Origin of the sequence: Vibrio bivalvicida (assembly GCF_001399455.2) — a bacterium.
Lineage (GTDB): Bacteria > Pseudomonadota > Gammaproteobacteria > Enterobacterales > Vibrionaceae > Vibrio > Vibrio bivalvicida.
Window position 1 is genome coordinate 475,055 of sequence record NZ_LLEI02000032.1, and the last position, 12,511, is coordinate 487,565.

Here is a 12,511-nt window from a genome sequence, read left to right on the forward strand (position 1 = left end):
GAACGGGATAAACGTAACAAAATGTGAATTTTGTGATATTGCCACATGTGATCACATTTGCCGCTAAGTAACTATAATTAGTAACAATAGTTCACTATGGTTAATATTGGACTTGTCTGCTGTGCGTAATGAGAAGGATTGAAAATGAAGGTATTGCTCACCGGGGGAACTGGCTTTATTGGTCGAGAGCTACTCAAACATTTAACGACCCATGAAGTAGTACTGCTTACCCGCGAACCTCGACAAGCAAAATCTACTCTAAACCATACTGATGTGGGCAATGTCACCTACATTTCCTCATTAGATGATTTTCATCACCTTAATGACTTCGATGCTGTTATCAATCTCGCCGGAGAGCCCATTGCAGATAAACGCTGGACCAAAAAACAGAAGCAAACCATCTGTGACAGCCGATGGAAGCTAACAGAAAAACTCGTCGAACTCATTCACGCAAGTACTACACCACCCGAAGTGCTGATTAGTGGTTCTGCTGTTGGCTACTACGGAGATCAACAAGAACACCCTTTCGATGAAAGCTTACACGTCAATAGCCTGGGGTTTCCTCATCACGTTTGTAGTCGCTGGGAACAGATCGCTAATCGAGCCCGTTCAGAAATGACCCGGGTATGTATTTTACGCACAGGCGTAGTTCTTGCCCCACAAGGTGGCGCGCTATTAAAAATGTTACCTCCTTACCGTTTAGGTTTAGGGGGTCCGTTAGGTCACGGACGTCAATACATGCCATGGATTCATATGCTAGATATGGTTCGCGGCATTATCTACCTACTCGAAACGTCTCATGCTCACGGAGAATTTAACCTCTGCGCTCCTCACCCGGTTCCAAATAAACAATTCAGCCAAACCTTGGCCAAAACACTCAAGCGTCCACACCTTCTGCGCACGCCTAAATGGGTAATGTCGATGGCGATGGGAGAAAGCTCGGTTCTACTGTTTGACAGTATTAGGGCCAAGCCCAAGAAATTAACCGAACTAGGATTTCGATTCAGTTACTCACGCCTTGAGCCTGCGCTAAAAAACTTGTTACAACACCATGAATAATCCAGTAACCTAGATCCAATTAAGAAATTCAATGGGTTAGATCGCTATGGGTAAATCTATATTAATTACTGGCTGTTCGACCGGAATTGGCTATGTCTGTGCCCACGCTCTACACAAGCATGGCTACCAAGTTGTGGCTTCCTGTCGCCAACAAAAAGACGTCGAAAGGCTGCAAGCAGAAGGACTCACCTGCATCCAGATGGATCTCGCAGACAGCCAGAGCATTAGCAGAGGTGTAGAGCAAGCATTAGCACTCACCAATGGCAAGCTTGACGCTTTATTTAATAATGGTGCTTATGGACAACCTGGAGCATTAGAAGATCTACCCACTGATGGTTTGAGAGAACAGTTCGAAACCAACTTTTTTGGCTGGCACCAATTAGTATATGAGCTCCTACCAACTATGCGTAAACAGGGTTATGGTCGAATTGTTCAAAATAGTTCCGTGCTCGGCTTTGCTGCAATGAAATATCGCGGTGCATACAACGCCTCCAAGTTTGCTATTGAAGGTTGGAGCGACACTTTAAGGCTTGAGTTAATGGATAGCGACATTCATATTAGCCTGATTGAGCCAGGACCGATTGAAACAGAATTTCGCGCTAACGCCTTACTGGCTTTTAAGCGCTGGATATCCATTGAAGGCAGTGCTCATGAACAGCAGTATCGCCAGCAGTTACAAAGACTGAGCAACGAAAACTCAAATAATGCCTTTGTCTTACCTGCTGAATCTTGCATTGAGCCGCTAATCCATGCTCTTGAAGCGAAAAAACCAAAGATTCGTTACCGAATTACCACTCCAACCAAAGTATTTTCGGTGTTAAAGCGCCTACTTCCTAGCCGAATTTTGGACAAAATATTGCGACAAGCTGCCTGATACTTTCTGCAGTTTTGTAATTATTCCGTAACAATATGAGGTTAGATTAACACTCAGGGCAAGCCCTAGTTACAAAATTCAAGCGTTACATTCGGAATAACAACATGACTTTAAACCAGTTAAACTGGCTGAGTGTGGGTGTTGCGCTAACCTTGTTTATCGTTTTATAGACACCTTCGCTTACCCACTTTGGGGAACATCAACGCCGCCGCTACAGGCGGTGTTTTTGTTTTGATGACTTTTAATTCAAGCCCTTACCTTGAACTCTCCCTTCACAGCCCATATCTTTGGCTTATAGACTAAGTCGCAAGGAATACGTAGATGCAATCTCCATTTATTGTCGAGCTAAATGAACAGAACTTCCGCCAAGTGCTTGAAGGGTCGATGCAAACTCCTGTACTCATCCACTTTTGGGCACCGATGAGCGAAGAAAGTGCGCAAGTGATACCTGACCTGCAAATGCTAGCGCAGCAATATAACGGAGCCTTCACATTAGCTCTTTTGAACTGCGAACAAGAGCAAGCAATCGCAAGCCAATTTGGTGTACAAGCACTACCAACCATCGCTTTATTCGTTAATGGCCAGCCTGTTGATGGACTTGGAGGCCCCCAACCCATACCTGCCATTCAGCAGATGTTAGCTAAACACCTTCCTAGTCAAGACGAGCTAAATTTAAAACAGGCCCTAGAGCTAATCCAAACCGGCCAGCACTCGCAGGCTCTGCCACTACTAGAAGCTTTGGCAGAAGAGCTGAAACAAAAAGGCGATGTGAAACTTGCTCTGGCTGATTGCTACCTAGAAACACAAAACTATGATCAGGCGAAAACCATTCTTGAAGTTATCCCACTTGAATATCAAGACAACTATTACAAAGGTTTAGTCGCAAAACTAGAGTTGCATGCTCAGGCAGCCAATAGCCCTGAGATTCAATCATTAGAACAAGCTTTAGCGCAAAACCCTAGCGACTTAAAGCTAAGCAACGAGCTAGCATTAAACTACCACCAAGTGAACCGAGACGAAGAAGCCTTAGAGTTACTTTGGAATATCCTGCGTAGCGATCTGGGTGCCTTAGATAATGAAATCAAGAAATCTTTCATGGATATTTTGGCAGCTCTTGGTCAGGGGAATCCAATCGCGGGTAAATATCGTCGTCAGCTTTATTCCATTCTGTATTAGTGCATTCCAAATCATAGACTTAAAGCCGGTTACCCCCGGCTTTATTTTTGCCCAAATTTCACTCAACTTCTCACTTCTGCCATTGTCACCAGCTCTATGATAGGCAACAATCAATAGACAATTCTCATAAGGAACTCAGAAATGGCTATTGACTCATTGATTACTATCGGCGTCTTTCTCATTGTTGTGATTGCGCTGATTATCGCAGGTGTAAAAACTGTCCCTCAAGGCAACAACTGGACCGTCGAGCGATTTGGTCGCTATACCCATACCCTAAAACCAGGTTTAAACATCATCATTCCTTTCATTGATGGCATTGGTCATAAGATAAATATGATGGAGCGCGTTCTAGATATCCCTGCTCAAGAAGTTATCTCCAAAGACAACGCCAATGTCACTATCGACGCAGTCTGTTTTGTACAAGTTATCGACGCTGCTCAAGCTGCATATGAGGTCAATGACCTTCAACATGCGATTCGCAATTTGACGCTGACTAATATTCGTACTGTCTTGGGTTCAATGGAACTCGACGAAATGCTCAGTCAACGCGATATGATCAATACCAAGCTGCTATCAATTGTCGACGAAGCGACGAACCCTTGGGGGGTTAAAGTCACTCGTATCGAAATCAAAGATGTACAGCCACCATCTGACCTTACCGCGGCCATGAATGCACAAATGAAAGCTGAGCGTAATAAACGTGCTGAAGTACTTGAAGCGGAAGGTATTCGTCAGGCTGAAATTTTACGTGCCGAAGGTCATAAACAGTCTGAAATTTTAAAAGCTGAAGGTGATAAGCAAGCGGCAATTCTTCAAGCAGAAGCTCGTGAACGTGCAGCTGAAGCTGAAGCGCGTGCAACAACGATGGTTTCTGAAGCGATTGCCAAAGGTGACATGCAAGCAGTAAATTACTTTATTGCTCAGGGCTATACCGAGGCAATCAAGTCAATCGGCCAAGCAGAAAACGGTAAAATCATTATGCTGCCTCTTGAAGCAACGGGCCTAATGGGTTCAGTTGCAGGTATCGCCGAAATGTTCAAGCACTCCGACAACTCAACTAAGTGAGGCCAAGGTGTTTGAATTGTTAGACAGCATCAATCACTGGCACTGGTTAGCTTTCGGGCTAACCTTACTCGCTTTTGAAATACTCGGGACCGCGGGTTATTTTTTGTGGTTAGGTTTATCAGCTTTGATAGTCGGTGCCTTACTTACGCTTATTCCAATGAGCTGGCAGCTCCAATGGATTGCATTTGCCGCTTTTGCATTAATGACAACTTGGCTGTGGTGGAGAAGACAATTTAAATCCGACAAAAAGTCCGATGCCAACCGTGAACTTAATCAAAAAAGTAAGCAGTTGGTTGGTCAAATCATTCGCCTTGATGAGGATTTTCCAGCAGGAAAAGGTCGCTTAAAGGTGGGTGACACCACCTGGAGTGCTCAATCAGTTAGTACGATTAGTGCCGGTCAACAAGTTGAAATCACGAAAGTGAATGGCATCATTTTAACGATAAAGCCACATGATAATTAGACTAATCACTTTAATATACGCGTTATAATTGTTTTTAATTAAAATTAAGTTGGTAACTAGTTAAAGAAACTATATTTTTTTAGTTTAATTCGAGAAATTAAGTATTTAACTAGTTATCTAATTACATAAATATATCCGTTCTTAAATTCCAGCCCTTAAAATAATATTCCAAACTTTCATACATTTAAAAGTAACCTATTATTTCGACCCCCAACTTAATAAACTTTAAAAAATTTGATTTTTTGCAATTATTTTTGATCCTTCGTGGTCTATTGCCATACTAGTCAGTATCTCTGACTAGGAGATTATTTGGTAAATGGAGAATACGTTATGAGAAAACTAGCTTCAATATTGGTCGGTTTAATGTTCAGCGCTGCTGTTTTAGCAGGTAATGGAAGTGGTCAAACAGGGCCAAATGTAGAGTGTGAATTAAAAGATGGCAAGGTGCGTTATATTCCTATTATGATTTGTAAAGCAGAAGGCGGGAAGGTTTTATAGACCAAAGCTCATTCTACTACAATAGAATACTCTCGCTTAACCTGAATGTTAAAAGGAACCATATCGGTTCCTTTTAATTTCAATCAGTCTATTTATTGATCAGCTCAACCAATATCGTTTTCTTTTCAGATTCGCTGGCTTTGTTAAACCAGTAAGAGAACATTTGCTCAGCCTGATCGACTGTTTCTAGTTTAGCCTCTGAGTTCTTACGATTGGAAACCGCCCAGTTTGTTACACTTTCTTGCTGCTTTTCGTCAAGCTGTTCATACCAATACATCGCCATCTCTTGTGGCTTAGACTTCTCAGTTGAATCTTGGGCAATCGCAGTTGTTGCAACAACTGGCGCTACGATTGTTGCTGCACTTGGCGCTGGCTTATTATCTACACTATTTCTAATTGCTTTGATGTAACCTGCTGCTACGTCAAATATCACTTTATTTTGTTCAGATGAAGCTAAAGAAAACCTGAGTCCATACTGCTCTCCCTTTACTAGAGATTCTTCTGAAACATCAAACTTAAAGTATTGTCTTTGCGTACAAATGTCGCTACAAGTTTCAGCGGTAGGAGCTAGAGATTTAAGGGCAACTTTTTTACCATCAACTTCTGCATACTTATATTCGCTATAGTTTTTAAAGTATTTGACTTCCATGACAATAAATGAACTTGGCACTGAGCTCTGCCCATGCGGAACAACGTAATTTAATGCCAAAGTAGATTGAGTAAGCTGAGTTCCTTTACTTGCTTCAACGTCAGGCGACAGAGATTTTCCTTCGACTAAACTATAATTTTGTTTTGTTTCTACCTGAGCAACAACATCAGTAAAACTACTACTAGAATCCAATGTGGTGCAGCCAACCATCAACGCGATTAGAGATACAACTAAACACTTTTTCATATTAATTCCCTATTTGAAAACTTCTCTATATTACAAACATTTAACTAATTTCGACAGAGAGTTACTCCACACATTAAAGACTAAAACGCTGGCCTGTAAAGACCAGCGTAAAGACAGTAAGCAGTTAGGCTCTCAATTAGAAGCCGTACTCTAGACCCACACGAACAACAAAGATTTCCGAGTTAACGCCTTTGTCATCCTTAAGATCACGTTGTGCTACACGTACGTAAGGTACAAAGCCGTTGTGAACGTACATTAGCTGACCAGAAACAATGCTATCTTCATCATTTTGTTTAATACCAGCTTTTTCAGACTCTAAGTTAGCAGCATAGCCTAGCTTGAAGCCCCAAGGACCGTTCCAGTATTGGCCGATGACAGAGTAAGAAGCCTGCTCAGATTTCACACCCGTTGTATCTTTAGATTCACCCGCTTTGTACGCTGCTGCTAAACCAAAACCGGCAGGAAGTGAAGCTTCGAAGCCTACAATGTAACCAAAGGTATCAGCATTCACTTGATCTGCTTTTGCAGCTGACTGATATACAGTGCCAGGGGTTACGTCAGCTTCAGTGCCGACATCTTTACAAGTTTTCCCTGGCGCTGCAGTACAAACTTCATACGATGTAGCAACACTGTCTGAAATCTTACGATCTTGCTCTGATTCAAGAGCAGCATGGATTGTAAAGCTATCACCTAACTTATAGTGAGCATTGGCGCCGTAGAAGTAGTTATCCTTCACATCTTTGTCACCACGACCTGTTGCTAGCGCGAAGCTAAAGCCATTGTAATCTTTAGAATCAAAGCGAGCCATGTCGCCATGACGGTCACGGTTGTATTTTACTGTTGAACCCCAGTCAAAGGCAGCACCTAGGCCTGGGTTCGAGTATGGCCAGTCTATGATTTCGTACATTGGTGTAAGCATGCGACCGAAACGCACTTTACCCCAATCGCCTTTAAGACCTAGGAAAGTGTCACGGTTACCAAGTGTCGCACCGTCACCGTTTTCGCCAACGTAGCCCGACTCGATCTGCACGAATACATTTAAGTCATCGAACATGTCTTTGCTTGCGCGGAAACCGATACGAGATTCATTCTCGTAGTCGTAACCAGTACTCTTGTCAGTTACAACACCAGTGCTCATTACTGTTTCATCAGTGTCGTAGTTAACAACAGAGATCGCAGCAACACCATATGCTTCTACTTGGAAGTCACTGTTAACACCAACTTGCTTAGCCATTACACCAGTTGACGCCACTGCCACTGCTGCACCTAAAAGTGTACGTTTAAACATTTTGTCCATGGAAAAACTCCTAAAAATGGATATAGCTGTCTTATTCTTTTTCTCACCTAAAGTTGGCCGCCGTAGGGAGAAATCATGTCCTATGTGAAAACCTTGGATTAATCATTAATTCTCAGTTTTCGATTTCCTGCATACACACCGTGTATCCATGCTTTTCAGACTAACTTCGCAACGAAAAACATCAACCAGAACTTAATTTTCATGTAAAAAAATATGACCAGCTACAAATTTTTATAATTCCAGTGATCCAGATCGACAATCACTCACCCCACAAGTTCATTAAATATTTAAACTAACAAAAACAAATACTTAAATATCAAAAACTTCTAAATCATATTGAAGTGCGTCGCATAACTTTATTGAACATACACATAATTACATCTAATCAGATCCCCATCACAGAAGAAAAAACTAGAATATGAAGAAGGGAATAGATACCTTATTTCAAATAAAAAAAAAGCCCTATACTCTTCAGAATATAGGGCTTTCTAAGGATAGAATTTAGTATGACATGAGTTTAGTTAGGAGCTTCTTTTTCTTATCCAAGTTTCTTTTTGCTCTTGCTAGTTCAACCTCTAATGAAGAAATGTCGCTAATTAGTTCGCTATATCCAGCGTCGCTAAGTCGTTGACTGAACATACTAGAAGCAGATAACTCCTCTTTAACTACTTGAATCTTATGCTTACAAAGCTTCCCGAAGGTTCCAGCCTTGCAGTTACACGCAACAGACACCCCATCATCATGCGACTTTAAAATAATGGTATACGGCTCAGCAGCAGAGCCTATAACTTCAACTTCCTTAAAATTCATCAATTTCACTCCAAAGCTTATCTTCATCCCAAATATCAACACCTAAACTAGTAGCTTTAGCTAGTTTGCTACCCGCCTTTTCACCCGCTATCAGGAAGTCCGTATTTTTTGATACAGAGCCGGAAACTTTCACTCCTTTTTCCTCAAGCAAGGACTTGATCTCTGAACGCTTCATTTTGATAAATGTTCCAGTCAAAACAGCGGTTTTTCCATAAAACTTTCCATCATCTACCTCTTCGGTAGATGTAGTGTTGGGCAGCACTTGACTCCAATGAACACCTAGCCTCATTAATGTTGACTCTAATTCAATCAACATTTTTTGATTTTCTACTTTGGCCAAAAAGTCTTGTACTCCCTTCATTGCTTTTGAAGGTAAACTCACTGGTGCAGAAGCAAGCTCAATATATTCAGCATTTGCAAATTTTTCTAACGTTGAGAAGTGATTGGAAATATTCTTAGAATACTTGTCACCAACACCAAGTATCTGAAATGACTTAATATAATGATTCATCAAAGACTTATCTTTGACAAATTTAGAAACTTGATGCCCATTCGACTCATCTATTTCGAGGACATTGAGCAGCGACTCTATATAAAGAGCGTTTCTCTCATTTTTAAAAAAGCTATTGATTTCATAAGCAACCTCTGAACCAACATCAGGGAGTAGCAAAAGTACTGATTCAGGGCAATCTGCTATTGTCTTAATACTTCCTAAATGCTTAGACAGCGCTTTTGCAGTAGCTTCACCAACCTCTGAAATGCCAAAGCTCATAATCAGCCTAGACAATGCTACATTTTTCCGCGACTGTATCATTTTATACAGCTTGCGAGCAGAGATATCCGCGAATCCCTCTAAACGCAAGAAGTCTAGTTCACTTAGCTTAAACAAGTCTGCAGGAGACAACACCATTTCTTTATCGACAAGTTGAGAGACAACTTTTTCTCCTAACCCATCAATATCAAAACACTTCTTTGAAACAAAATAGCTAATAGACTGCTTTAGCTGTTCTGGACATAAAAGACCCGCAGGACACTTTGTTGTCGCTAGTTCCTTCTCATGACTGATTGTTTTGAGGTTTTTGGTTTTGACTACCTTAACTAACTTATTGCCGCATGATGGACATTCATCAATATATGTAATTGGCGTAGAGTCAGGTTTTCTTCGGCTCAATACCACTTCCGTAATTTGGGGGATCACATCACCTGCTCGTCGTATTATAACTGAGTCACCTGTATAAAGCCCCAAGCGCTCAATTTCATCCGCATTATGAAGCGTGGCATTGCTAACAGTCACTCCACCAACAAATACAGGCTCTAACTTAGCAACAGGCGTGATCGCCCCTGTACGCCCAACTTGGAACTCAACATCATTTAGCGTGGTTATTTCTTCTTGAGCAGGGAATTTGTACGCGATCGCCCAACGTGGCGCTCTAGCTACAAAGCCAAGCTGTTCTTGAAGGGTGATCTCGTCAACTTTAATCACTACCCCGTCGATTTCATATGCTAGGGACTCACGACGCTCGAGGATGTCTTGATAATAAGCTTTAACTTCATCTAGGTTTTTTACGCGCTTCGTCTCAGGGCACATTGGCAGTCCCCAACCTTTAAGCTGTATAAATCGTTCATAGTGGCTCGAAGAGAGCTCAATGCCTTCTACTACACCTACGCTGTAGGCATAAAAGCTTAAAGGGCGCGTTGCCGTGATACGTGAGTCTAACTGGCGCAAACTTCCTGCCGCTGCGTTACGCGGGTTGACAAAAACTTTCTCGCCTTTTTTAAGTGCTTGCTCGTTAAGTTTGTCAAAACCCGCTTTTGGCATGAAGACCTCACCACGCACTTCAATTCGTGCTGGCCAGCCTTCACCTTGAAGCTTTAATGGAATGGCTTTTATGGTGCGTACGTTTTCGGTAATGTTTTCCCCTGTCGCACCGTCTCCACGAGTTGCGGCCTGAACTAAAACACCGTTTTCATACAGCAGGCTAACCGCAAGCCCATCTAACTTGGGTTCACAACAGAAAACATCAAACTTCGCACTTGGAATACGATCACCCATACGCTTATGGAAGCTTTCTAGCTCAGTATCATCAAAAGCATTGTCTAATGAAAGCATTGGTATCTCGTGCGTGACTGACTCAAAGCCATCAAGTGGCACCCCGCCTACACGCTGACTTGGCGAGTCAATGGTAACGAGTTCTGGGTGTTGAGACTCAAGTTCCATCAGCTCACGCATCAGCCTGTCATATTCGGCATCCGGTATTTCTGGACTGTCCTCTACGTAATACTTCACTCCATGGTAATGAAGCGTTTGACGCAATTGATTAAGCTTTTCTTGAATCTCTGTAGACATAGCTAACTCTATTTTTATAACTTCTAACGGTGTCAAGAACGGTTGCGCTCTTAACTTTAATGCTTGGCAGTATACCCTAAGCATTGTACGCAACTAAAAAATGAACGAAAAAAGGCTCCGAAATGGAGCCTTAATAATTAATGGTATTTTTAGGCTTGTTGAGCTGCTTTGAACTCTTGAATTTGAGCACGGTAGCTATCTAGACGATTTGGCGTCATTAAGTTGCGCGCATCATCCAATACATTCGCGCCTAAATCATCGGCGATCTGTTGAGCGGTTTTCAGCATCAGTTTAAAATTTTGTTCCGCGTCACCAAAGCAAGGCATGGTCATAAAGAATGAAATGCCTTTGGTGGTAAATTCAGCAGGATCATCATGTTTTAATGTACCTGGCTGCATCATATTTGCGACACTAAACAGTACCTTACCTGTACCTGATAGATCAGCATGACGATGGAAAATGTCCATTTCACCGTAAATCAGTCCATTTTGTTGCATGCTGTCAAACAGCTTAGTTCCAACAAATGGTTGTTCGCTTGAGCAATGTACATTTAACACGATCACTTCTAGTGGCGCTTCTTCTTCCACTGGAGCAATTTCCGGCTCTTGTGCTTGCTCGGCTTGAACGACAGAATCTATGACAGGCTCTAAAGGAGCTTCACCCACTTCTTCTACCTCATCTAAAGATTTGGTCGAAAATGAAGGTACATCCAACTCTACTTCGGCTTTTTCAACAAGAGGCGGAGTCGTTTCTGGTTGTAGTTCTTGGTAACTGTCGATCAGCGGATCTGCAATGACTTCATCTCGAGCAACAAAACCAGGCTCTTTTCGCTCTTTCTTGATGATCTCAAAATCATCCTCTGGAGCAAAGGCGCGCTCAGGTACTAAGTCCGAGTCTTCATTATCGACATCCAACTTACCAATTGGCTTGCTGCCAAATTTGGCTTTCCCTTCTTTTTTACTCGTCCATAAACCGTGGAATAGCAAAGCGGCAATCGCTAGCGCCCCGACAATTATGAGTACAAATCGCAGTTCCTGCATTTTTAGCTCTCATTTGCTCGACATAAACTCATTATATCGAATCTGTTTAAACCTAACTTTGAGTTACTCTACCAAAACTCGCCCCTGTTTTAGAACAACTTAATGTGAGAAGTTCCTGAAATGTTGTGATTTTGAACACGCTTTTTCTTTGTTAAGATAGAAAACGTTCGTTTTTACACCACTAAAGCAAAATATGAATACACAAATTAAACAGCGTTCTGGCTTCGGCTACTTCTTCCACGGGTTGGAGCTTGCGCGCACACCTGGCATTCGCCAATTTGTTATCTTGCCGCTACTTACCAATATCATCTTAGTAGGAGGGGCACTGTACTATTTATTCTCTAATCTCGATGCTTGGATAGGGCAATTGATGGGGCAATTACCTGAGTTTCTGTCTTGGCTCAGCTATCTACTATGGCCGCTGTTAGTGCTGACTATTTTGGCGACGTTTTCCTACTTTTTTAGCACCCTGGCAAACTTTATTGCTGCACCTTTCAATGGGCTACTGGCGGAAAAGGTCGAAGAGCATTTGACCCAACAGAAGGTCAATGAAGATGGCATGATGGCAGTTATCAAAGATACCCCAAGAATCATGGCACGCGAGTGGCGCAAACTGATCTATGTGCTGCCTAAAGCCATTGGCCTGTTTTTATTGCTGCTGATCCCTGCATTGGGTCAAACTGTCGGACCATTTTTGTGGTTCATCTTCACTGCGTGGATTTTGGCGATTCAGTACTGCGACTATCCATTTGATAATCACAAAGTACCTTTCAACGACATGCGTAACAATTTGAAACAAAAACAAGGCAAGGCTTATAGCTTTGGTGCTTTGGTTTCTGTTTTCACTACGATTCCAATCTTGAACTTGTTTGTTATGCCAATTGCCGTCTGCGGTGCCACCTCAATGTGGGTTGCGGAGTTTAAGGAATAAGCGAGAAGCGAGAAGCGAGAAGCGAGAAGCGAGAAGCGAGAAGCGAGAAGCGAGAA

At 42.2% G+C, this 12,511-nt stretch carries 12 protein-coding genes and 1 pseudogene; 7 read left to right on the forward strand and 6 right to left on the reverse strand.

Features of this window, described 5'->3' with window-relative positions:
* Positions 1–144 precede the first annotated feature (144 nt).
* The 6 genes from APB76_RS13165 to APB76_RS23110 all read left to right on the forward strand — a co-directional run bounded on the left by APB76_RS13165 (position 145) and on the right by APB76_RS23110 (position 5,135).
* Positions 145–1,059, forward strand: coding sequence for a TIGR01777 family oxidoreductase (locus APB76_RS13165; protein WP_054963261.1), 915 nt, complete (start codon positions 145–147; stop codon positions 1,057–1,059).
* Between the two features lie 46 nt (positions 1,060–1,105).
* A complete protein-coding gene (locus tag APB76_RS13170; RefSeq protein WP_054963260.1) occupies positions 1,106–1,933 on the forward strand; it encodes an SDR family oxidoreductase in 828 nt (275 codons plus the stop codon).
* A gap of 321 nt (positions 1,934–2,254) precedes the next feature.
* A complete protein-coding gene (locus tag APB76_RS13175) occupies positions 2,255–3,109 on the forward strand; it encodes a co-chaperone YbbN (RefSeq protein WP_054963259.1) in 855 nt (284 codons plus the stop codon).
* A 141-nt stretch (positions 3,110–3,250) separates the two neighbouring features.
* Positions 3,251–4,174 (forward strand): SPFH domain-containing protein, encoded by a 924-nt coding sequence (locus APB76_RS13180; RefSeq protein ID WP_049845448.1) that lies wholly within the window; start codon positions 3,251–3,253, stop codon positions 4,172–4,174.
* Positions 4,175–4,181: 7 nt separating this feature from the next.
* Positions 4,182–4,637: an NfeD family protein gene (locus APB76_RS13185; RefSeq protein WP_054963258.1), complete on the forward strand. Its 456-nt coding sequence runs from the start codon at positions 4,182–4,184 to the stop codon at positions 4,635–4,637.
* Positions 4,638–4,967: 330 nt separating this feature from the next.
* Positions 4,968–5,135, forward strand: coding sequence for a hypothetical protein (locus APB76_RS23110; protein ID WP_167350318.1), 168 nt, complete (start codon positions 4,968–4,970; stop codon positions 5,133–5,135).
* Positions 5,136–5,223: 88 nt separating this feature from the next.
* Here APB76_RS23110 and APB76_RS13190 read toward each other — a convergent pair whose 3' ends face one another.
* From APB76_RS13190 to zipA, 6 genes and pseudogenes are all read right to left on the reverse strand, one after another.
* Positions 5,224–6,030 (reverse strand): hypothetical protein, encoded by an 807-nt coding sequence (locus APB76_RS13190; protein ID WP_049845446.1) that lies wholly within the window; start codon positions 6,028–6,030, stop codon positions 5,224–5,226.
* 136 nt (positions 6,031–6,166) lie between these two features.
* On the reverse strand, positions 6,167–7,327 hold the full coding sequence (locus APB76_RS13195) for a porin (protein ID WP_049845445.1): 1,161 nt from the start codon (positions 7,325–7,327) through the stop codon (positions 6,167–6,169).
* Between the two features lie 501 nt (positions 7,328–7,828).
* Positions 7,829–8,137: a hypothetical protein gene (locus tag APB76_RS13200; RefSeq protein ID WP_054963257.1), complete on the reverse strand. Its 309-nt coding sequence runs from the start codon at positions 8,135–8,137 to the stop codon at positions 7,829–7,831.
* Positions 8,127–8,648, reverse strand: a complete 522-nt coding sequence (locus APB76_RS23490; RefSeq protein WP_202816237.1) for a BRCT domain-containing protein — start codon at positions 8,646–8,648, stop codon at positions 8,127–8,129. Before APB76_RS23490 ends, APB76_RS13200 begins: the two co-directional genes overlap by 11 nt.
* Positions 8,649–8,717: 69 nt before the next feature.
* Positions 8,718–10,484: pseudogene (gene ligA / locus APB76_RS13205) on the reverse strand (NAD-dependent DNA ligase LigA); the annotation flags it as partial.
* A gap of 149 nt (positions 10,485–10,633) precedes the next feature.
* Positions 10,634–11,524, reverse strand: a complete 891-nt coding sequence (zipA, locus tag APB76_RS13210; RefSeq protein ID WP_054963256.1) for a cell division protein ZipA — start codon at positions 11,522–11,524, stop codon at positions 10,634–10,636.
* A 193-nt stretch (positions 11,525–11,717) separates the two neighbouring features.
* Between zipA and cysZ the strand changes: the two genes are divergently transcribed.
* Positions 11,718–12,455, forward strand: a complete 738-nt coding sequence (cysZ, locus tag APB76_RS13215; RefSeq protein WP_049845442.1) for a sulfate transporter CysZ — start codon at positions 11,718–11,720, stop codon at positions 12,453–12,455.
* Positions 12,456–12,511: the final 56 nt, after the last annotated feature.